The organism is Amycolatopsis sp. NPDC047767, from assembly GCF_040704195.1.
GTDB lineage: Bacteria > Actinomycetota > Actinomycetes > Mycobacteriales > Pseudonocardiaceae > Amycolatopsis.
In genome coordinates this window covers 31722-53532 of record NZ_JBEYSJ010000045.1, presented here as the reverse complement: position 1 = coordinate 53532, position 21811 = coordinate 31722, and the positions used below count along the sequence as shown (strand labels likewise).

The window sequence follows — 21811 nt, the reverse complement described above, 5'->3', positions numbered from 1 at the left end:
TGGACCCGAAAAGCCCGCGACGAAGGTGGGTCGCGGGCCTTTCGAGCCGGTGAACTCTCACTCCGCGCGCAGAGATTCCACCTTTGTGACCTGGCGCAGCAGCGGAATCGTGCATGCGGTCACGACGAACACCGCCGCGACGGCCGCGCCCGCCATGCTCGCGATCAGCCCGCCGTCGAGCTTCAACGGGATGTCCGCCGCGCGCAGGATCGGCAACGTCAGCCCGGTCCCGGTGAGAACCGCCAGCACCACCCCGATCACCACGGGCAGCGCGGTCTGCGCAAACGAGCTGCGCGCCAGCACGCCCAGCGGAACACCCGAAGCGGCCAGCGCGGCCAACGCCCGGCGCCGCTCGGTGATCTGCTCGACGGCCAGCATCAGCAGGCTCAGCGCCGCCACCGCGAGCACGAACAGCGACGCCGTGAGCAGCACCGCCCGGATCGTGCCCAGCACCCCGATCGGCGCGCTCGTGGGCTCGTCGGTGTCCACCTCGACGTGCCAGGTCAGGTTCGCGACGGTGGCCGCCACGCGGTCGGCCAGTGCCGCGGTGTTCCCGGGGCCCTTGACGTACACCGTGGGCGCCCGCACCGGCACCTGGACGCCGGCGAGCGCGCCGTCGGTCACGAGCACCATGCCCTCCAGGTTGCGCGCGGCCGAGCTCACCGGCAGCCGCACCACCCCGGCCGGGACAGTCCACATCGGACCGCCAGCGTCCGAACCGGACGAGGTGAGCCGCACCGCCCCCGTCGGCACCGTCGCGTCACCCACCGCGAACACCGAACCGTCCACACAGGACGGCAGATCGGCCCGCAGGGCCAACGCGGCGCACGACCCGATCTCCAGCGCGGCGTACTGGTCACCGGCGACGGCGGACGTTTGCCGGAGCGTGCCCACCTGCAGCCCGGCCAGGCCGGACACGCGCCGCTGCACCTCGGCGGCCGTCGCCTGGTCCGCGTTCACGCTCACGTGCGCCGCGCCCGCCCACGAGTGGTCCGCCTTGGCCTCCGCCGCGTCCGCCGCGAGCAGGGAGTTGAGCACGACCTGCAGCAGGATGCTGCCGGCCACCACCACGACCAGCCCCGAAACGACCCGGCTCGGCGTGCCGCTGTCGAGCTGCAGCCGCCGCACCGCGAGCTGCCACGCGGGCGACCCGCCGCGCAGCCGGCCCGCGATCCCCTCGACGATCCACGGCAGCAATACGGTCACGCCCACCAGCAGGAACGCGCAACCCCCGGTGAGCGCGATCAACACGCTGTCGCTGCCCTGGCCCGGCTCGGTCGCGTACGCCGTGCCGACGAGCAGCACGCCCACGCCGGTGATCAGCCAGCGCCACCACATCCGCCGTCGCACGGGCTTGCCCTGGCGCACGACGCCGAGCGGCTCCACGATCGTCCGCCGCAGCCCGAACAGTGCCGCGCCGACGGCCAGCGCCGGCACGAGCACGACCACCAGCACCGCGAGCGGCCACGACGGCACGAAGTCCTCGCCGAACACGCGGTAGCCGAACAGGTCGAGCGACCCGAGCGTCGGGCGCACCGCCAGGAACAGCGCCACGCCGAGCAGCAGGCCGATCGTCGCGCCCAGCAACGACTCCCCGGCCGCGACCCAGCGGATCTGCCGCGCGTCCACGCCCAGCAGCCGCAGCGCGGCCAGCCGCTGGTCGCGCTGCGCCGCCCCCATGCGCGACGCCGTCGTCACGAAGATCAGCAACGGCAGCAGCAGCGCGATCACCACCGGCAGCACCGCGACGAGCAGCGACGTCGCCACGGCCAGCCGCGGCGGTTGCCCGCCGCCGAAGCCGTAGACCGTCCGCACGTCCGGATTCGCCTTCGCGTCGGCGACCGTGGTGCCGTACCAGGCCGTGATCTCGCCGGCGTCGACGAGCCCGGGCTTGCTGATCGTGCCCGCCGGCGCCGCGGGGAGGCGGGCCCGCAGTCCGGCGCCGTCCGGCCCGGCGAGCAGGCGCGCGAGCTCGGGCGACACGATGAGCTCACCCGGTTTCGGCACCGCGCTCAGCCCGGGCGGCACCGGCGCCTGCGGTCCGCCGGCCGCGACCGAGCGCAGGTCCACGAACTGGTTGCCCCGGATCGCCGACCACTCGACCACGTACAGCGGGTCGACGCCCGGCTTCGGCTGCGTGATCTCCGCGGTCGCGGCCGCGCGGTCCTCCCGCGCGCCGACGACCGAGCTCACCGAAGCCGCCGGCAGCAGCACGGCCACCACGAGCCCGATGCCCACCGTCGTCATCGTGAGGCGCAGCAGCGCCTGTCCCGACATCCGGCCGCCCCCGACGGCCAGCCGGAGGCCGAGAAGAAGGTTCGCGATCACTGCGCGAACTCCGGATCCGCCACGCGCCCGTCGCGCACCACGATCTCGTGGTCCGAGTACGCGGCGACGCGCGCTTCGTGCGTCACAAGCACGACGGCCGCGTTGGTCTGCCGCGCGGCCTCGGTGAACATGCGCATGACCTTCTCGCCGTTGAGCGAGTCGAGCGCGCCCGTCGGCTCGTCGGCGAACACCACCTTCGGCCGGGTCACGAGCGCGCGGGCCACGGCGATGCGCTGGCCCTGTCCGCCCGAGACGTCGCCCGGGCGCTTGTCCGCGACGTCGGACACCTGCAGCCGCTCCAGCCACTCGCGCGCGACGCCCTCGGCCTTGCGCCGCCCGACCTTTGCCAGGCGCAGTGGCAGCGCGACGTTCTCCAGGCACGTCAGCTCCGGCACGAGCTGCCCGAACTGGAACACGAAGCCGAACTCCGTGCGCCGCAACGCACTGCGCTCGCGGTCGCTCATGGCGACGAGGTCGCGGCCGCCGTAGGTGATGGTGCCGGCGTCGGGGCGGACGATGCCGGCGAGGCAGTGCAGCAGCGTCGACTTGCCCGAGCCCGACGGGCCCATGATCGCGAGCACCTCGCCGGCCGCGACGGACACGCCGGCGCCGCGCAGCGCCTGCGTCGGGCCGAACGCCTTCTCCACACCGTCGGCGACGAGCAGGGGTTCCGTCATGACCGCACCTCGCTCGCCAGCTCGTCGAGGCGCGCGGCCGTGAGCTCGAGCCAGCGCAGGTCGGCTTCGAGGTGGAACAGCGCGTGGTCGCAGATCAGCTGCGTCGCGAGGTCGCCGTCGCGCTTGCGGCGGGTGAGCTCGCGCATCACGTCGAGGTGCTTGGCGCGCTGCGCGTCGAGCACGGTCGTGGCGCTGCGTCCGGACAGCAGCGCGAGCACGACCTTGGTGTAGAGCGTGTTCTGCAGGTACGGCTCGGGGTTCTCCGGCGTCGCGAGCCAGTGCTCGACGTCGGTGATGCCGGCGTCGGTGATCGTGTAGCGCTTGCGCTCCGGCCCGTCGCCGGCTTCGACGCCCGCGACCTCCACGAGGCCGTTCTTGAGCAGTCGCGAGAGCGTGGCGTAGACCTGCCCGTAGGCGAGCGGCCGGTCCTGGCCGAACTGTTCGTCATACGCGCGTTTCAGGTCGTACCCGTGCCGCGGTCCTGGCTCGAGCAAGGCGAGCAGGGTGGTCCCCACTGACATGTCTGGTCCCCTTCGGACGATCGCTATACATCGAGAATATACATCGCGTGTATACGCAGGTGATCGGGGTGTGTCCGATTTGCTCAGTGGCGGTGCGTGAACGGCTTGGTGACGCCCAGGTGGACGACCTTCGTGGTGGTGGGGACCACCGTGAGTGGCCATGTGAGCTGTGTGTATGCTTCCGCATCGCTTGACTGGGTGGATTCTCACCTGATTGGTGGCCGTCGTGATCGGGGTGTGTTTTCTCACGCGGCTCCGACTTTCTGGTTCGGGCTTGGATGGGAGAACAGATGCAGGTCAGGTCAGGTCTGGTGCGAGGCGGGATCGCGGCTGCCGCCGCGGCCGTCGCGCTGATGGCGGCCGCTCAGGGCGCCACCGCGGACACCGGCGCGAAGGCTGAAGACGGCGCGGCCCGCGGGCGCCTCGTCCCCGGCGCGTTCACCAACGGTTTCGGTGTCAACCTGAACGAAAACGGCAAGGACCACTACTACGACACGGTCCTGTTCGGCCTCAAGCTCTCCGACGGCAGCACGCTGAAGCTGTACTGCGTCGAGATCGAGACGAACATCGACGAGCAGCAGGACATGCTCGAGACGCCGTGGGACAAGTACCCGAACCCGGACTCGCCGTTCAACCAGAACAACGCGAAGATCAACTGGGTCCTGCACCACGGCTTCCCGACCGAGGACCTCAAGGGCATCGAGGCCGAGCTGAAGGGCGTCACGCTGCACGACGGCCTTTCGCAGGCCGAGGCGATCGCCGCCACGCAGGCCGCCGTCTGGCACTTCAGCGACGGCAAGGAGCTCGACCGCGACAAGCCCGTCCAGTACGGCAACGCGGACAACGGCGCCGACGTGCTCGCCCTGTACGACTACCTCACGGGCAGCGACAACGTCGGCATCGGCCAGCAGCCGAAGCCGACGCTGAGCATCACCCCGGCCTCGGCCAAGGGCGAAGCCGGCACGAAGATCGGCCCGTTCACCATCGCCACCACCGGTGACATCACCGACCTCACCACGCAGCTGCCCGACGGCGTCAAGCTGACCGACGCCGACGGCAAGGCCGTGACGGAGGGCGAGGTCAAGGACGGCACCAAGCTGTACCTGGACGTGCCCAAGGACGCGAAGGCCGGCACCGCCGAGCTGGCGCTCAAGGCCGTTGGCCACCTCGACACCGGCCGCCTGTTCGTGGGCGAGAACTACGCCAAGCACCCGGCGCAGTCGCTGATCGTCGCGGAGTCGCAGAAGACCACGGTCGACACCTCGGCCACCGCCACCTGGGCCGAAGCCGGCGTCACCCCGCCGACCACCCCGGCGGCCCCGGCGGCCCCGGCCACCCCGGCGGCCCCGGCCGGCGGCTCGGCGCCCCTGGCCAACACCGGCGTGGACGCCTCCCTGCCCATCGGCATCGGCGCGGCCCTCGTCCTGGCCGGCGGCGCGATGCTGGTGCTGGTGCGCCGTCGTCGTAGCAACGCCTGATTGTTGTAGCTGACCGAAGAAGCGGGGCTGGTCCATTGTGGACCGGCCCCGCTTTCGTTTTGCCTGGATCAGCCGACGACCACGCCGGTGATCACGCCTTCCTCGGCCACCAGGCGCACGCGGCGGTGAATCTTGATCGCGGCGCGGTCGTGGGGAGTGGGGGTGTCGATGACGTAGCCGTGGCGGGTCAGCTCGATCACGGCTTTGCGGATCGGCGTCCCGACCACGTCTTCGGGGCGGAACGCCGGATCGCGCGGTGGTCCGCCGTCGCGGATGCCCTTGTGGCCCATGGAGCCACGGTACTCAGAGGTGGTCCGCGTCCACGATCGCTTTTGTGAAGTCCGCAGCCGCTTCCTGCGGGACGCTGTGGCCGATGCCGGGCAGGACGCGGTGGGCGTAGGGGCCCGTGAACTGCTTGCGGTAGGCCGAGCCGCGGGCGGCGGTGCCGTCGAAGTCGCCCGCGAGGGTGATGGTGGGCAGGGCGATGGCGGGGCTCTGCTGGAGCTTCGCCTCTGCGTCTTCAAGTTGGTGATGAGGTACCCGCTCACGAGCACCGGCGCCTTGCACCGCCGCGGCCACAGCGCAGCCACCGCGCCGGCCGTGCGCGAGCCCCAGTCGAAGCCGCCGATCACGGCGCGGGCGATCTCCAGCGCGTCCATCAGCGCGATGACGTCGGCGGCGACAGCGGACTGCTGGGCATTGCGGAACGTCGGACCCGAGCGGAACGTCGTGGTCCCGTAGCCGCGCAGGTACGGCACGATCACGCGGTAACCCCGAGCCGCCAGCGAGGGCGCGACGTCGACGTAGCTGCGGATGTCGTACGGCCACCCGTGCAGCAGGAGCACGACCGGTCCGTTCGCGGGGCCGACGGTGGGCAGTGGCGGAGTGGCTTCGCGCCCGTCAGGTGACGCCGTGCATGTACGTCATCCCTCGCGGCGCAGCGCAGCACCCAGCTCGCCGCGGGCGCTGATGCCGAGCTTCGGGAAGATCCGGTGCAGGTGCGTGCTCACGGTCCGGTGCGACAGGTACAGCCGCTGCCCGATCTCCCGGTTCGTCAGGCCCTCCGCGGCCAGCTGCGCGATGTTCAGCTCGTGCGCCGTGAGGTCACCCAGCGCGTCCGGCTCGCGGTCCGGCGTCGCTTCGCCCGCGGCGCGCAGCTCGCGAGCGGCCCGTTCGCTCCACGCGGTGACGCCGAGTGCGTCGAACGTTTCCCTCGCCGCCCGCAGCACCGGTCGCGACTCCGCCGCCCGGCGGCGCCGGCGCAGCCACTCGCCGAACGCGAGCTGCAGCCGTCCGCGTTCGAGCGGCCAGCCCGTGAGGTCGGCTTGCAGGGCCACGCGGAACAGGTCCTCGGCTTCTTCATCGGAGGCGAGGACGGCTCGGGCGTAGCGCAGGCCGTGGTGCAGCGCGGGGGACGTCGTCGGGGCTTGGCCGAGCGCGGTGATCAGGCACCGCACCACGTCGGCGCGATCGCAGTGGACGGCCGCGTCGGCCAGCTCCGGCAGGACGTAACAGCGCAGCGCCAGCTGGTACGCGGGGTCGGCCGGGTCGAAGACGCGCAGGAGTGCGGCCACGGCGTCGGCGTGCCGGCCCGCGCCGAGAGCGGCGAGACCGCGGGCGAGCTGCACCGTTGTGAGCACGGGCCGGGCGCCCGCCGCGAGGCCCACACGTTCGGCCTCTGCGGCCAGCTTCTCCGCCAGTGAGTGGTCCCCGCGCAACGCCGCGATCTCCGCCTGCACGGCCCGGGCCAGGCCGACCATGTACGGCTGGCGCGTCTCGTGGGCCAGCCGGCCGGCCTCTTCCGCCGCGGGCAACGCGGCCGCCAGATCGCCGAGGCGGGCGTGGCTCCAGGCCTGCACGGCCAGCGCGCGGCTCAGCAGGCCGAGGCGGCCTTCGGCGCGGAGACCCGGCTGCGCCGCCAGGGAGAACCGGGCCGCGAGGTCGAACGCCCCCACCTGCAACGCCGCGCTGCCGAGGAACCGGATCACGGTCGGGTCGGTGGTTCGGTCCGCCAGCTCCCGCAACGCCGCCACCACCTCGGCCCCGCGCGCCAGCGGCGTCACGTAGGCCGCGATCGCCACCATCCGCGGGTCGGCCGGGTCGACGGGGAGTTCGCCGGCGATCGCGGTGATGCGTTCGCGCGCCGCGGCGCCGGGTTCGACCCAGAAGCACCGCATGGCCGTGCTCCAGAAGATCCGCATGGCGAGGTCGAGATCGCCGTCGCGCGCCACGGCGCCCGCCAGCGCCGCCAGCTCGGACGCACCGGCGGCGCCTTCGCGCACACCGTCGTCGAACCCGGTCGGCAGCCAGGTCACGAGGGCCCGTTGCCGCGGGGTGAGGTCCATTGTGGACGCTTCCGCCAGCAGCCGGTCGACCACGTCACGCCGGCCGGATTCGACGGCGAGGTCGGCGGCTCGGAGCAGCCGATCGGCGCGCCGCGCGTCGGTCTCGCTGAGGCGGGCGGCCTCCTCCAGTGCCGAGATCGCGGCCGCGACGCCACCCCGGCGCCGGGCGTCACCCGCCGCCGCTTCCAGCTCGGCCGCGACGGTCTCGTCCGTCCCGGTCGCCGCCGCCGCCCGGTGCCAGGCTCGCCGTCCAGGCTCGGTCAACGTCGCGGCCAACGCGTGGTGCGCGGCGCGACGAGCGGCGGGTGTCGCCGAGCGGACGATGGCGGCGCGGGTCAGCGCGTGCCGGAACGTGACGGTTGTCGCGGCCACCTCGACCAGCCCAGCGGCCGGCCCGAGCGCGTCGGCGCCGGTGGCCTTGAGGGTCTCGGCGAGGGAGGTGCTGTCGTTGAGGGCGGCGACGAGGAGGCTCGTGCGCGTCGCCTCCGGCAGCTCGGCGACGCGGGCGGCGAAGGCGTGGTCCAGCGGGTCGGTCCGGGCGGCGGGCAGTTCGCTGAGCGCGAGGGGGTTGCCGGCGGCTTCCCGGAGTATCCGCGCGCGGGCGTCCGGGGCGAGGTCCGGGGCGACGTGGTCGAGGAGCTCCTCGGCGTCGTCCGGCGGCAAGGGGCGCAGTGTGAGGGAGGGAAGGTCGTCGAGGCGGGTGGGTTCGTCGTCGCGGGCCGTCGCGATCAGGACGACGGGCTCGGACTCGACCCGGCGGGCGACGAAGGCGAGCACGTCCTGGGTCGCGCGGTCGAGCCAGTGGACGTCGTCCAGCAGCAGGACCAACGGGGTGGCGGCGGCTGCTTCGCTGAGCAGGTTGAGCACGGCGAGGCCGACCATGTAGCTCTCCGGCGCAGCGCCGTCGACGAGGCCGAGGGCGGTGCGCAGAGCCGTGCGCTGGGTGGCGGGCAGCTCGGTGGTGGCGTCGCGGCGGGGGTAGAGGAGCTGGTTGAGGCCCGCGTAGGGGAGGTGCTGCTCGGGCTCGGCGCCGGTCGCGGTCAGGATCGTCGTGCGCGAGGGGCCGAGCTGCCGGCGGACGGTGGCGACCAGAGCGGACTTGCCGACACCCGGCTCGCCCCGCACCAGCAACGCCCCGCCGCGCTCGCCGACGCCGTCGACCAGCTCCGCCAGGCGTTTCTGCTCCAGCTCCCGTCCGAACAGGACTGAACTCCTCTCCTCGGCCACGTCAGGGCAACGGCTCGTCGCGGGCGGTGATCCACAGGCGGTACCACTCTTCGTGCGTGAGCGCCGGTTCGCGGTTCACCGCGTCACCGCAGGCGCGGATGCGTTCGGGCCGGGTACTGCCGAGCACCGGGGCGATCCGCGCCGGGTGTCGCATCAGCCACCAGAGGACGATGGTCTCCGGCGTGGTGTCGTGGTGGGCAGCCAGTTCCTTCACCAGCTGGGCCGTCGCCTCCTCGACCGGAGTGGCCTGGCGTCCCGTGTAGACACCCTGAGCCAGGGAACCCCAGGACTGGAGCTGGATCCCGTGCTCCACGCAGTATTCGAGGGTGCCGTGGGGAAAGCCGTTGGCAGCGGCCGCCGAGGTGTTCACGAGCACACCCGACTCGACCCAATCCCGGCGTGCGAGGCTCATCTCCAGCTGGTTGGCCACCAAGGGAAAGTCCACCCGCGACCGCAACGCGGCGATCTGCGCGGCGCTCATGTTGGACACGCCGAAGTGCCGGACCAGCCCGTCCTCACGCAGGCGGTGCAACGCCTCGGCGACCTCGCCGAGATCCGCCAGCGGGTCGGGCCGGTGCAGGAGCAGCACGTCGACGTATTCGGTGCGCAGCCGTTCGAGGCTCTGCTCCAGGCGGGCGACGATGCCGGCGCCGCGCAGGTCGTAGAAGCCGCCGTCGAGCCGGATCCCGCACTTGGTCTGGAGCACGATCCGCTCCCGCAGCCCCGGCGTGCGCGCGAGCACCTCCCCGAACACGGCCTCCGCCTTGCCGTGGCGGTAGATGTCCGCGTGGTCGAAGGCGGTCACGCCGATGTCCAGCGCGGCGGTGATCGCCGCCTCGGCGGCATCGACGTCGGCGGGCGCGTACGGCGCCGGGTCCCAGCTGCCGCCGAGACCCATGCAGCCGTACCACGCCGGGGGCGCGGGGGCGGTGATCGTGTCCACCCGCGCGAGTGTAATCAGCGGAGGAACCGGAACGCCGCCCGAAGTTCTTTCGAGAACAGCTCCGGCTGCTCCCACGCGGCGAAGTGGCCGCCGTTGTCGACCTGGTTGTAGTAGCGCAGGTCGTGGTAGGCGCGCTCGGCCCAGCTGCGCGGCGCGCGGTAGAGCTCGCCGGGGAACACGGTGATCGCGGCCGGGATCGAGACGTCGACGGCGTTGAAGTTGTTCGCGTTGTTCTCCCAGTAGAGCTGCGCAGACGACACGGCGGTGTTGGTGACCCAGTAGAGGGTGATGTCGTCGAGCATCTCGTCGCGGGTGAGCACCTTCTCGGGCACATCAGCACTGTACGTCCAGGCGGCGAACTTGTCGTACATCCACGAGGCGAGGCCCGCGGGCGAGTCGGCCAGTCCGAAGCCCACGGTCTCCGGGCGCGTGACCATCATCGCGGAGTAGCCGGAGCCGCGCGTGTAGAGGGCGTTGAGGGAGTCGAACGCGGCACGCTCCTCAGTGGACAGACCCGACGGCGCGGGGCCACCGTCGGTGAGGATCTTCGCGATCTCGGGCGGCACGGTCGCCGGCATGTTCACGTGGATGCCGAGCAGCCCGGCGGGCTTCTGCGCCGCGAGCACGTCGGAGACGACCGAACCCCAGTCGCCGCCTTGCGAGACGTACTCGCGGTAGCCCAGGCGTTTCATCAGGACATCCCACGCCCGTGCGATCCGTGCCGGGCCCCAGCCGGTGGCGGTCGGCTTGCCCGAGAAACCGTAGCCAGGCATCGAGGGGATGACGACGTGGAACGCGTCGGCCGCACTGCCGCCGTGGCGCGTCGGGTCGGTGAGAGGCCCGATGACCTTGAGCATTTCGAGGACCGAGCCCGGCCAGCCGTGGGTGATGACGATGGGCAGCGCGTTCTCGTGCTTCGAGCGGATGTGCAGGAAGTGGATGTCGAGGCCGTCGATTTCCGTGATGAACTGGGGGAGTGAATTGAGCTTCGCCTCGACCTTGCGCCAATCGTAACGGGTGGTCCAGTACTTCACGAGATCCTGGACGCGTTGGAGCTGCAAGCCCTGCGAATCGTCGGCGACAGTCTCCCGTGTCGGCCATCGCGTGGCGTGCAGCCGGTTGCGGAGATCGGTGAGGTCGCGTTGCGGCACGTTGATGCGGAAGCGGCGGATGGCGCTGGGCGCAGCGGTGGTGGTCACCGCGTTCGCGGGCGCGGACAGCAGCGTCGACGCACTGGCCGCGACGGCCAGCGCCCCCGCCGACGTGGCGAGGAACCGACGCCGCGAATGCTCGGACGTGTTCTCGGACATCACTGTTTCTCCTCGACGGGAAAGAATGCGGCCCGGACGGCCGTTTCCGACGCTAGCCGTTCTTGATCATCGCGGCCAGCGCCCGCATCCCGCCGAGGAAAGATGGCGAGTTCCGTTGTTTTTCTGGCGTTATCCGTGGGTGGATATTACGGAGTTCTTGCCCGGCACCGAGTCTCCCCGGCGCCGGGCAAGAGAATCTCAGATCAGGCCGAGCTGCGCCAGATCCGCCGCGTACTTCCGGATCAGCTCCGCCGTCACGTGCGGGATGTCCTTGTCCGCGCCGATGCCGGCGTCCTGCACCGCCGAGCGGAAGCGCTCGGTCGGGATGCCGGCGCCGTCGACCGGTTCGGCCGGAGCGGAGAACGCGTGCAGCAGCGGCAGCAACGAGTGCTGCTTCTGCTTTTCCGGCAACCCGCGGATGGCCGTCTCGAAGCGGGCGAACCATTCGGCGTAGTCGTCGATGCGCTTGATCGGATACCCGGCCGCCACGAGCCAGTCGACATATGTGTCGAGCGAAACGCCGTCCTCGTGGGGGTTGAGGACGTTGTAGGTGCGGTAGCCCTCGGTCGCCTGGGTGCCGAGGGTGGTGATGGCCTCGGCGGTGAAGTCGGCGGGCAGGCCGTCGTAGTGGGCGGGTGCCGGCGAAGAGTAGAAGGAACCCGGCGCGATGCCCGTGACGATGAGGCTGAGCAGCAGCCGCGTGAACATGTCCGGCACGTTGAGCTGGCCGGAGTATCGGCTGTGCGCGAGGATCATGTCGGAGCGGAACGTGGCGACGGGCAGGCCGAAGGCGTCGTTGGCCTCGCGCAGCAGCACCTCACCGGCCCACTTGCTGGTGGCGTAGCCGTTGGCGTAACCGTCGTCGAGCACGCGCACGGGGCTCGTCTCGCGGATGTCCGACACCTCGTCGGCCGAGGACGCCTGGTCGGAGATCACGGCCACTGTGGACAGATACGTGATCGGCTTCATCCGCGCCGTCAACGCCATCCGGATCAGCTCCGCGGTGCCCACCACGTTGGGGCCGAACAGCTGGTCGTAGGGCAGCACGTGGTTCACCAGCGCGGCCGGGTGCACGATGAGGTCGACGGTGTCGGCCAGCCGCCGCCAGGTCGTCTCGTCGAGGCCGAGGTCCGGCTCACCGATGTCGCCCGCCAGCACCTCCAGGTGGTCGGCGGCCAGGTCGCGGAAGTGGCGCAGCAGCTTGATGTCGCCGCTGTCGAACGCGTCCTCGAGCCGCTTGCGCGCCGCTTCGGCGGAGCGGCCGCGGACGATGCAGACGAGCCGGCCGCCCGATTCGGCCAGGCGTTCCAGCCACTCCAGGCACAGGAACCGGCCGAGGTAACCGTTGGCGCCGGTCAGCAGCACCGTGCCGACGGTGCCGGTGGGGCGCGCCAGCGTCGACGCGCCCTCGAGCGTGGCCGCGTCGAGGAACTTGTCGAGCGTGAGCGCGTCGGCGCGGGCCTCGGTGCTGCCCGCGCCGTGCACGTTGGCGAAGGTGGGCCGCTTGGCACCCGACGCGCGCGCGTCCTCGATGTACGAAGCGAGCTTGCGCAGGTCCGTCGCCGGGCTGATCACGACCCCGACCGGCACCTCGACGTCGAAGATCTCCCGCAGCAGGTTGGAGAACGTAAGCGCCGACAGTGAGTCGCCGCCCAGCTCCACGAAGTGTGCCTCAGGCCTCAACTCGCCCGAAGACGCGCCGAGCAGCGCCTGCGCCGCCCGCACGACCGTGTCGAACACCGGCTGCGAACGCCCGGCCTGCCGCAGTTCGCGCAGCTCGCTCGACTCGCGCTCGGCGATCTCGCGGTAGAGCCGTTCGAGCCGCTCGCCGTAGTGCTCCTTGAGCTTCGGCCGCGACAGCTTGCGGATTCCGGTGAGCAGCCCGTTTTCGGGACTGAACGGCTCGGTCTCCACGAGGAAGTCCCGCGGGATCTCGTACGAGTTGAGGTCGGACTTCTTCGCGATGCTCTGCAGCGATTCGCTCAGCTGCACCTTGAGCTTTTCCTCGTCGCCAAACGCTTCCAGCGCCTCCGCCGTCGGCACGATCACCGCGAGCAGGTACGCGCGCTCGCTGCTGCCGTAGAGGTAGATCTGGCGGATCGCCGGCGCGGCCGCGAATTCGGCCTCCAAACGCGACACGGCCACGAACTCGCCCTGCGACAGCTTCAGCACGTTCTTGCGCCGGTCGATGTAGAACAGCGTTTCCGGGGCGGTCTCGACCATGATGTCGCCTGTGCGGTAGTAGCCGTCCTCGTCGAACACCTCCGCCGTGGCGTCGGGGCGCTTGTAGTAGCCGGGCACCAGGCTCGTCGCCTTGACCAGCAGTTCCCCGCGCGGGTGCGGGGAGTCCGTGGAGAAGTAACCGAGCTCCGGCACGTCGTCGAGCTTGTAGTCGAGCACCGCCGGGCGGGTCGGCTTGTGGTCGAACAGCACGATGCCGGTCTCGGTCGATCCGTAACCGTCGTGCAGTTCGAGGCCGAGCACCGACTCGATGAAGGCCTGCATCTCGGCCGACAGCGGCGCGGAACCGGAGCCGGCCCACACCATCCGCCCGCCCAGGAAGCTCGTGCGCAGGTCGAGCTTGACCTCGGCTTCCAGCTCGGCCGAGTAGCCGGCGCCCAGCGCGCGGCGGTCGAGCTCACTCTGGTAGTGGTGGAAGATCATGTCGCAGATGCGCGGCACCATCACCGTCTGGGTGGGGCGCGTCAGCGCGATGTCCTCGAACAACGTGGACAGGTCACTCTTCGCGGCAAAGTGGACCGTACCGCCCTTGGCCAGGATATCCACCAGCAAGGCGCGGCCCATCACGTGGCTGAGCGGCATGAAGTTGAGGTCCACCAACGGGAACGAAGGCCGTTCGCGGAAGAGCCCGTGCCACAGGTTGGCGATGAGCCGGTCGGTGTACATCGCCCCCTTGGGCGTGCCGGTGCTGCCCGAGGTGTAGATGAGCAGCGACAGGCGATCCGGGTCCGCGTCCAACGCCGGCGGCGCGGCGGCGCCGCGTTCGAGCACCGCACTCAGCGGCTCGATGACGATCGGGCTGTCGGCCGAGGCGAGCCGTGCCTGGGCGGCCTCGAACTTCTCGCGCTCGGCGTCGACGTCGGAGTGGTAGTCGAACACCACCAGGCGGCGCACGGTCGCGCTGTCGAGCACGAGGTCGACGGCGGTCTCGAGGTTGTCCACGTTGGACGCCAGGAGCTTCGGCCCGGTCTCGGCGAGGATCGGCTTGAGCGTGCCCGCCGTCGCGCCGGCCTGCAGCGGCACCGACACCACGCCGGCGCGGACGCAGGCGAGGTCGATGATCGCGTACTCGGTGCTCGTGAAGCCGAGCGTGGCCACGAAGTCGCCGATGGCCACAGGGATTTCGGCGTGCTGGGCCCACTCGCCCGCGACGGCGCCCGCGCGCTGCCAGGCTTCGCGATAGGTCACGGTGTCGAACCGCGGCAGCAGCCGGCGGGTGGTGCGGCCGGTCGCCGGGTCGGTCACCGCCTCCGTGGCCCGTTCGGCGAAGGCGGCGCGCTCGGCGTACCCCGTCATCACCGTTTCGATCAGCTCGACCAGCGACAGCCCCGGTCGTCGGATCGCCTCGTCGACCCGGGTGTCGGGGGCGGCGCCCCGCAGCTGCGGCTCAGCGGCCAGTAGTTCCTCGACGCGGTGCTCGGTACTGGTGATCTCGGTCGGCGGGGTCGCCAATGCTCAGCCCTCCCTGGGTCGGCGTTCGTCCAGCGGGAGGCGCCGTCGGCTCCTTTTGGGCTAGTTGTTTGCGTACCCTAAGTTTACTGATCGTGGTCGGCCGAGCAGTGGCTTGTGATGGTGATCATGAACGCGTTGTGCTGCTTCGATCACTCCTGGTACGGAAACGGTCAATGGGCAACAGCAGTAACACGTACCCCGAGATTCTCTGACGCGGCTGAACCTCGCAAACGGGATCAGGAAGGGCTTCCGTTGCGCAGGAAGAAGTACGCGTAGCGCTCGTCCAGCTCGTTCTTCGGGACGAGGTGGACGGCGAGCGGCTGCAGGCCGCAGCGGGTGGCGGTCTGCCAGAACGCGTCGATGCCGTACGTGGTCATCTCGGCCAGCCCCGTGCGGTAGGCGCGGCGCCGGGGCCCGGTGCGCCACGAACCGGGGTCGTACTTGATCTGGATCATCGCCAGGCCGTCGGGAGCCAGCAGCTGCCGGGCGATGCGCAGCAGGCGTTCGCCGTACTCCGGGGTGGGGATGAGCTCGAAGACGTAGCAGGAGAAGAAGACGTCGACCGATCCGCCGACGGCATCGAGTGCTTCTTCGGGATTCGCGACGTCGATCGCGACCGGCAAAAACGGCGTGTCACAAGCGGCTTTCACTTGGCGTTCGCATTCCTGCAACGTTTCCGCCGCGATGTCGACGCCGATGAATTCTTCCGCGCGGGGAGCGAAGTGGATCGCGTTCGCGCCACCACCGCAGCCCCATTCCAGAACGCGGTGCCACGGGCCGGTGAAGCCCGCCATCCGGGCGCCCGCGTCGAACAGGTCGAGGTGCTCGCGGCCGAGGCGCGACCACAGGTCGCTGCCCTGGAACACGGACGCGTCGCGCCAATGTGCGTTGGCCTGCCAGCGATCCCCGCTCGGCCGGCGCCAATACGTCTGCGAGTCGGCGGAGATCCGCGACTCCGGCTGGCGGGCGCCGACGGTCGCGAGCACACGCTGTGCGAGCTCTTCGGCACTCGCCGCCACCCGTTTCGCGTTGGCCACGGAAACGTGGTTCAGCAGGTTCCGGAAGTTGGCCGGTTTCTGTCTCTCGGACATGGCGGGAAACCCTTTTCGCCGTCGTTTCGGTTCACTCGCTCAGTCCGAAACCGCCCGGTGAGCGTTACCGAAGTGCCCGAAATCAAAACGAATTCCCAGAATGCCCAAAAACGATTTACGGGACGAAAGGGACTCAGTTCACGCAGGGGACGCCGTCGCCGGTGATCGGCGGCGGGGTCTGCGCGGGCGCGGGGCTCACGTACGCCGCCGGGTGCACCTGCGGCGCGCCACCGGTGCTCGACGAGCCGCTGGAGTCCTCGTAGTCCTTGCCCAGGAACACGCGGAAGTGGTCCTTGTCCAGCGAGGAGTCGGGGCTCACGGCGATGCCGCCGAGCGTCTTCGCGATCTGCGTCGCCTCGGTCTTCTGGCTGTGGCCGTAGAAGACGATCGACATCTTTCGCGTGGTCGCGTTGGCCACCGTGCCCTTGGTGTACCCGGCGGCGGTGAGCTTGTCGGCCACGCTCGCGGCCAGGCCGCTGGTGTCCGACGCGTTGCGCACGTCCACGGTGTACTGGCTCAGGCTCGAGTCACCCGGCGCGGCGGGCGCGTTCGACGAAGGGGTCGCCGGCGTGCCCAGCTGCTGGCGCACGAACTGCTGCACCTGCTGCGGGTCCACCTCCACCGCGTCGCCGTCCGACGGCGTCTTGAGCGAGATGTTCACGACCGGCACGGTGACGAACTTCAGCGCGCCCGCGCTCATGCCGTGCAGCTGCTGCGCGAAGCCGACGATGTCCCAGCCGGAGTCGACCACCACGGCCTTCTTCACGGCCGTGATCAGGTTGTCCAGCTTGCCCGGGTCGGCGAGCGTGCCGGCCGACAGGATCGTCTTGGCCATGCTCGCCATGAACACCTGCTGGCGCTTGATGCGGTCGAGGTCGCCGTTGGGCAGCCCGTGGCGCTGACGCACGAACTGCAGCGCCTTCGCCCCGCCGACGCTCTGCGGGCCGGCCGCGAAGTTCGCGCCCGAGTACGAGTCGTGCACGGCCTTGCTCAGGCACACCGGCACGCCGCCGACGGCCTCGCTCAGGTAGTAGAAGCCCGCGAGGTTCACCGCCGCGTAGTGCGTGATGGTGAGGCCGGTGAACTGCTGCACGGTGTCGATCGCCGTCTTGGCGCCGGCCTGCGCGGAGTCCGTCTCCAGCTGTGCCCCGGAGACACCCTGCGCGACCAGCTTGTTCTTCTCCGCGACGAGGCCGTAGGTGTACGCGGAGTTGATCTTGTGCTTGCCGTAGTCGCCGGCGATCTTCACGTAGGAGTCACGCGGGATGGAGATCGCGGTCGCCTGGCCGCCACCCGCGGGGATGTGGATGACGATCATGGTGTCGGTCGTGTCGCCACCGTCGTCGGCGCCGCCCGCGTGCAGCTGTGAGAGCACGTCGGCGGGCAGCGGATTGCCCTGCGCGTCGGTGCGCGTGTCGAGGCCGACCATGAGGATGTTCTGCTCGCCCAGCGGCGGCTGGTCTGTGCCGGTGATCACATCGGCCCTGGTCAGGCCGTCGGTGAGCGACTGCAGGGTCGAATACGCGTAACCGGTGCCGCCCAGCACGAGCAGGGACACGATCACGACCACGACTTGGGCCGCGCGCAGCGGACCGGAGGCCTTGGTGCGACGCATCAGGGCTCCTCTTCTGCAGGTTCTCCGGCATACCGGGGCCCGACGCCGTCCGGTGCTCGAAATGCCAACGGTAGCGGCCCCGTTTCCGGCTTCAGCCGGGGGGCGTTTTCGATGTCGTAACGGCAGTGGACAAGACCGGACAAAGGTCTGTACCGGTGATTATTCGGGGTTGGCGCAGAGTGCTCACGCGGACACGCGAAATCGCCGCCGCGGGGACGCTGGGTCCGGCGCGGCGGCGATTGTCCGACGGGTTCCGCTCAGCGGAGCAACTGAGCCTTGACGTCCGTCTTCAGCACTTTGCCCACCTTCGACCGCGGGAGGTCGGGCCAGATCTGCACGACCTTCGGGGTTTTGACGCTGCCGAGGAGCTCCTTCACGACGGCGCGCAGTTCGTCCTCGGAAACCGACCGTCCATTGTGGAGCTGGACGACCGCGGTGACCTGTTCGCCCCACTTCTCGTGCGGCAGGCCCACCACGGCGCAGTCCTGCACGGCCGGGTGCGTCATCAGGGCCTGCTCGACCTCCGCGGAGTACACGTTGAACCCGCCCGTGATGATCATGTCCTTGGCGCGGTCGACGATGTGGAGGTACCCCTCGTCGTCGAGGTAGCCGATGTCGCCGGTGTGGTGCCAGCCGTAGCGGCTGACGTCCTCGGTCGCGGCGGAGTTCTTGTAGTAGCCCGGCATCACGAGCGGCCCGCGCACCACGATCTCGCCGCGCGCGCCGGGTGGCAGCAGGGATCCGTTGTCGGACATGATGGCCACGCGCGTGAGCGGCGTGGGCCGGCCCGCCGAGGTGAAGCGTTCGCGGGCGAGGGAACCGTCGGCGTGGAAGTGCTCGGCCGGCGCCAGGGTCGAGATCATCATGGGTGCTTCGCTCTGGCCGAAGAGCTGGCCCAGCACCGGGCCGATGCGCGTGATCGCCTCTTCGAGCCGCGCCGCCGACATCGGAGCCGCGCCGTACCACAGGCATTCCAGCGAGCCGAAGTCCGTTGTGGACAGATCGGGGTGGTCCAGGAGCAAGTAGATCAACGTCGGCGGCAGGAACGTGTGCGTGATGCGATGGCGTTGCACCAGGGCCAGGAACTCGCCCAGGTCGGGTTTCGGCATCACGACGATCTCGCCGCCCAGCGTCAGCACCGGGAAGCACAGCACGCCCGCCGCGTGCGTCAGCGGCGCCAGCGCGAGGTACCGGGGCCGCGGCGAGAACGGGTAGCTCATGAGCGTCAACGCCGACATCGTCTCGACGTTGTGCCCGGTCAGCACCACGCCCTTCGGCCGGCCGGTGGTGCCGCCCGTGCCGACGAGCATGGCCACGTCGTCGGGCGGCGGCACGTCGAACGGGGTTGCCTCGAGCCCGTCGAGCCATTCCGGCAACGACACCGCGCCGGCAATCGACCCGTCGAGGCACACCACCGTTTTCACGGCCGGCAGGTCCGGCAGGATGCGGGAGACGAGCGGTGCGAACGAAGACTGCACCAGCACGCATGTGCAGTCGAACAGGTCCAGCAGCTCCCTGTTCTCGGCCGCCTCGTTGCGCGGGTTGACCGGGCACCAGACCGCCCCTGCGCGGCTGATGCCGAAGACGCAACCGAACGAAACCGGATCGTTCCCCGAGAGGATCGCGACCTTGTCGCCCGGCCGCACGCCCGAGCGCGCCAGCGCCCGCGCGACCCGCCAGGACAGTTCCTGGACCTCGCCGTAGCTCAGTGAGACGCCGTTCTTCGTCAAGCACGGCGCCGAAACGCCCAGCGAGGCGCCCTTGTCGAGGTAGTCGATCAACCGCACCGCTCGTCTCCCCGGCTCACGCGTGCACGGTCAGCACGGGGTTGGACACGAGCCCGAACGACCGCAGCACCCCGAGCAGCTCCCGGTGCCCGAACGCCTGGCACGCCGACGCGAACCCGGCGCGCCGCGGCGGCTGCTGCAACAGCGAGTACGCGGCATACGCCTGCAACAGGCCCGTCTGCTTGTAGTTGCAGGTCCCGTGGATCACGCAGTGGGCGCGGCCCAGCGGACCGGACGCGTGCACCGAGTCCAGCGACGTGTTCAGCCGCTGGTTCTCCCGCGGCGGCATCTCGTCGCGCACGGCGGCGGCCTGCTCGTGCAGCACCTTCAGCTTCTCCGCCTCCGGCAGGTCCTTCACCTGCTCCAGCACGGCGGCCACGATCATCGGCACGCCCTGCATCAGCGCGCGGTCGAACACGCCGCCGATGGCCTTCACGTTGGCCACGCGCGGGTCGCGCTTGAACCACACCGGGTGCGAGGTCCCGCCCCACGGCAGCGCGAGGCCGGTTTCGTGGTGACCGGGCACGACGACGTCGTGCAGCCCACCGTCGGCCGGCCACTCCTGGTACTCGTTCTGCTCCAGGTAGTACGCCGACGAGAGCGCCGCGTTGACGAGGATCGTGCGGGTCGACGCGACGGTCGGGTAGCCCTTCCAGAACACCAGGATGTCGAGGGTGTCCAGGCCCGGCGTCTCCAGGCAGATGTTCGCGGCGATCTCGCCGGTCGTGTACATCTGCGCGATGCCCGGCGACAGCAGCAGCCCTTGGGCCGCCATGTCGGCGCCGTAGCGTTCCTCGGCCGAGATCAGCCAGTCCTGCTCACCGGTCGTGTCGAGGTAGTGCGCCCCCGACGCGAGACAGGCCTGCACGACCTCGTGGCCGTACTCGCTGAACGGGCCGACGGTGTTGCACACCACCGACGCGCCCGCGAACAGCTCGGTGAGCGGGCCGACCTCGTGGGCCACCTCCACCACCTCGTGGTCGACGGTGTCGAGGCCGGGGATGTGGTCGAGCGACTCCTGAAGCCGCGCCTTGTCGCGCCCCGCGGCGACGAAGGGCACGTTGTACTCGCGCAGGTATTCGCAGATCAGGCGTCCGGTGTAGCCGGAAGCGCCGTAGACGACGACGGGCTTGCTCACGACGGTTGTCCTTTCGCAGAGGTCGCTGAAGTCAGTGGGGTCGGCTCGGATTTCCGGTCACATGCCCATGCCGCCGTCGACCGGCAGCCCCGCGCCGGTGATGAAGCGGGCGGCGTCGGAGGCGAGGAACACCACGGCGTCGGCCATGTCGGCCACCTCGCCGAGCCGTCCCGCGGGCGTCTGCGAGACCACGGCGCCGATCGCTTCCTCGACGCTCGGGAACAACCCCACGTCGACGACGTCGTTGGCCAGCTGGTTGCCCATCTGCGTGGGCACGAGGCCCGGGTACACGCAGTTCACGCGCACGCCGTAACCGAGCTTCCCGGCCTCCATCGCGGCCACCCGCGTGAGCCGGTCGACGGCCGACTTCGTGGCGGAGTAGCCCGCGATCCCGGGGAACGCGATGGTGGCGGCCACCGAGGAGATGTTCACGACCGCCCCGCCGTTGCCGGCCGCGCCGCCGGGACGCATCGCGCGGAACGCGTGCTTCACGCCGAGCGCGGTGCCCAGCACGTTGACCTCGAGCATCTTGCGCACGTGGGCGGGGTCGAGGTCGGCGACGAGGCCGGTGATCTCCACGCCGGCGTTGTTCACCAGCACGTCGAGGCCGCCGTATTCGCCGACGACCGCGCTCACGGGCTGCTCCCAGCCCGCGTCGTCGGTCACGTCCAGGCGGACGAACCCGGCCGTGGCGCCGGTCTGCTTGATGGAGTCGGCCGTCGCGCGGCCCAGTTCCTCCTGCACGTCGGCGATGACCACGGTGGCCCCGGCCTTCGCGAGCGCCCCGGCCATCCCGGCCCCCAGGCCCTGTGCCCCACCCGTCACCAGCGCGGTTCGCCCGCTGAGGTCGTACGAAACCATCGACATCTCCTCCTTGAGACATGCGGCGTAGGTCACACCGTAGCCAACTTTGGACAGTCGTCAAGATTTTCTTGGACAGTCGTCAAGAGATTTCCGCGCCGAGAGCCGGGCCGCGCTAGACTCCCGGCGTGACGCAGGCAAAGGAGCGCATCTCGCGCCGGGGCGTGGACAAGTTCGCCCAGCGGCGCGAGCAGCTGGCGGAATCCGCGCTGCAGGCGCTCGCCGAGCTGGGCTACGCCCGCACGAGCCTGCGCGAGATCGCCCAGAAGTCCGATTTCTCCCACGGCGTGCTGCACTACTACTTCGCCGACAAGGTCGAGCTGCTCACCTACGCGGTGCGCAAGTTCGAAGAGGTCTGCGTGACGCGCTACGACGACGTCGTGGCTGAGGCGAACACCGCCGAGGAGCTCGAACGCGGCTTCGGCGCGGCCATGGCGGCCACGCTGCGCACCGACGCCGTGATGCACCGCCTCTGGTACGACCTGCGCAACCAGAGCCTGTTCGAGGAGTCCTTCCGCGCCGACGTGCTGGAGATCGACGACCGCAGGCAGGCCATGATCTGGCGCGTCGTCGAGCGCTACGCCGAGCTGGCCGGCGCCGTGCCGCAGGTGTCCGAGGCGGTCGCGTATGCCACGTTCGACGGCCTCTTCCAGCAGTTCCTGCTCCGGCACCTGGCCGGGCGGGAGACGGCGGCCGCCGAGCTGGGCGAAGCCGTGCCGCGGGTGGTCAAGCAACTGTTCTGCACGGCCTGACGTCGTGTGCTGCCCGGCCGTGTGAGTGTGCCGGGCGATTCCACA

General features: G+C 70.5%; 15 protein-coding genes and 1 pseudogene. 2 read left to right on the top strand and 14 right to left on the bottom strand.

Features of this window, described 5'->3' with window-relative positions; translation table 11 throughout:
- Positions 1-57 precede the first annotated feature (57 nt).
- From AB0878_RS44330 to AB0878_RS44320, 3 genes are read right to left on the bottom strand one after another with little or no spacing between them, the layout of a single operon-like run.
- Positions 58-2328 (bottom strand): FtsX-like permease family protein, encoded by a 2271-nt coding sequence (locus tag AB0878_RS44330; RefSeq protein ID WP_366588406.1) that lies wholly within the window; start codon positions 2326-2328, stop codon positions 58-60.
- Complete coding sequence (locus tag AB0878_RS44325) at positions 2325-3005, bottom strand: ABC transporter ATP-binding protein (protein WP_366588404.1); 681 nt, start codon at positions 3003-3005, stop codon at positions 2325-2327. The genes AB0878_RS44330 and AB0878_RS44325 overlap by 4 nt, the downstream gene beginning before the upstream one ends.
- Positions 3002-3526 (bottom strand): PadR family transcriptional regulator, encoded by a 525-nt coding sequence (locus AB0878_RS44320; protein WP_366588402.1) that lies wholly within the window; start codon positions 3524-3526, stop codon positions 3002-3004. Before AB0878_RS44320 ends, AB0878_RS44325 begins: the two co-directional genes overlap by 4 nt.
- 290 nt (positions 3527-3816) lie before the next feature.
- On the opposite strand from AB0878_RS44320, the gene AB0878_RS44315 reads away from it, so the two are divergent.
- On the top strand, positions 3817-5004 hold the full coding sequence (locus AB0878_RS44315; RefSeq protein WP_366588400.1) for a thioester domain-containing protein: 1188 nt from the start codon (positions 3817-3819) through the stop codon (positions 5002-5004).
- Positions 5005-5072: 68 nt separating this feature from the next.
- Here AB0878_RS44315 and AB0878_RS44310 read toward each other — a convergent pair whose 3' ends face one another.
- The 11 genes and pseudogenes from AB0878_RS44310 to AB0878_RS44260 form a co-directional block, all read right to left on the bottom strand.
- Positions 5073-5294 (bottom strand): hypothetical protein, encoded by a 222-nt coding sequence (locus AB0878_RS44310; protein ID WP_366588454.1) that lies wholly within the window; start codon positions 5292-5294, stop codon positions 5073-5075.
- A gap of 66 nt (positions 5295-5360) precedes the next feature.
- Positions 5361-5849, bottom strand: a pseudogene (locus AB0878_RS44305) (alpha/beta fold hydrolase); the annotation flags it as partial.
- Positions 5850-5927: 78 nt separating this feature from the next.
- Entirely contained in the window at positions 5928-8576 is a 2649-nt protein-coding gene (locus AB0878_RS44300; RefSeq protein ID WP_366588398.1) for an AAA family ATPase, read from the bottom strand.
- 1 nt (position 8577) lies between these two features.
- Positions 8578-9519, bottom strand: coding sequence for an aldo/keto reductase (locus AB0878_RS44295; protein ID WP_366588396.1), 942 nt, complete (start codon positions 9517-9519; stop codon positions 8578-8580).
- Between the two features lie 14 nt (positions 9520-9533).
- Positions 9534-10829: an epoxide hydrolase family protein gene (locus tag AB0878_RS44290; protein WP_366588394.1), complete on the bottom strand. Its 1296-nt coding sequence runs from the start codon at positions 10827-10829 to the stop codon at positions 9534-9536.
- Positions 10830-11027: 198 nt separating this feature from the next.
- Entirely contained in the window at positions 11028-14522 is a 3495-nt protein-coding gene (car, locus tag AB0878_RS44285; protein WP_366588392.1) for a carboxylic acid reductase, read from the bottom strand.
- A 236-nt stretch (positions 14523-14758) separates the two neighbouring features.
- Positions 14759-15613 (bottom strand): class I SAM-dependent methyltransferase, encoded by an 855-nt coding sequence (locus AB0878_RS44280; RefSeq protein WP_366588390.1) that lies wholly within the window; start codon positions 15611-15613, stop codon positions 14759-14761.
- Between the two features lie 133 nt (positions 15614-15746).
- The gene (locus AB0878_RS44275) at positions 15747-17228 is read right to left on the bottom strand and encodes an LCP family protein (protein ID WP_366588388.1); all 1482 of its coding nucleotides are present in this window, start codon (positions 17226-17228) and stop codon (positions 15747-15749) included.
- Between the two features lie 257 nt (positions 17229-17485).
- Positions 17486-19015, bottom strand: a complete 1530-nt coding sequence (locus AB0878_RS44270) for a long-chain fatty acid--CoA ligase (protein ID WP_366588386.1) — start codon at positions 19013-19015, stop codon at positions 17486-17488.
- Positions 19016-19031: 16 nt separating this feature from the next.
- Positions 19032-20153 (bottom strand): DUF5938 domain-containing protein, encoded by a 1122-nt coding sequence (locus AB0878_RS44265; protein ID WP_220244188.1) that lies wholly within the window; start codon positions 20151-20153, stop codon positions 19032-19034.
- Between the two features lie 57 nt (positions 20154-20210).
- Complete coding sequence (locus AB0878_RS44260) at positions 20211-21014, bottom strand: SDR family NAD(P)-dependent oxidoreductase (RefSeq protein WP_366588384.1); 804 nt, start codon at positions 21012-21014, stop codon at positions 20211-20213.
- A gap of 128 nt (positions 21015-21142) precedes the next feature.
- Here AB0878_RS44260 and AB0878_RS44255 point away from each other — a divergent pair, with 128 nt between their 5' ends.
- Positions 21143-21766: a TetR/AcrR family transcriptional regulator gene (locus AB0878_RS44255; RefSeq protein WP_366588382.1), complete on the top strand. Its 624-nt coding sequence runs from the start codon at positions 21143-21145 to the stop codon at positions 21764-21766.
- Positions 21767-21811: the final 45 nt, after the last annotated feature.